The following is a 453-nucleotide window of genomic DNA, read 5'->3' on the forward strand; positions in this document are numbered from 1 at the left end:
TTTCTATGGAGAATCGTTTCCTGTAACGGAAACATTCAAATACGCAGCTAAGCTGCAACAGTAACACAGTTACTTATCCATTTGTTCAGTTTTGATGGAATTTGAGGGGCCATAGCTCAGCTGGGAGAGCGCCTGCCTTGCAAGCAGGAGGTCAGCGGTTCGATCCCGCTTGGCTCCACCAAAGAATTTCGTCTATTTAGCTTGTTCTTTGAAAACTAGATATCGAAACGAAAATTGCGATTTAGAACATTCCTTTTAGGGATGAATGCTTGTTCGGTTCAAGTAACCGAAACAACAATCATTCTAGCTGATCTTGTGTAAACAAGTGAAGTGTTTATAAGGTAGACTGCTATTGCGATGGTATCGAATGGGAGCGACTTTTGGCTTTGCGTAAGCAAAACAAGGGAAGTGAGCAGTCGAAACCGGAGCAACTGGTTAAGCTACTAAGAGCAC

General features: G+C 43.0%; 1 tRNA gene. It reads left to right on the forward strand.

Annotation, left to right across the window (positions count from 1 at the left end):
* Window positions 1-105 precede the first annotated feature (105 nt).
* Window positions 106-181, forward strand: a tRNA-Ala gene (locus DC345_RS31155).
* The last annotated feature ends 272 nt before the right edge of the window (window positions 182-453 follow it).

This window comes from Paenibacillus taichungensis (assembly GCF_003287275.1).
Taxonomy (GTDB): Bacteria; Bacillota; Bacilli; order Paenibacillales; family Paenibacillaceae; genus Paenibacillus; species Paenibacillus taichungensis_A.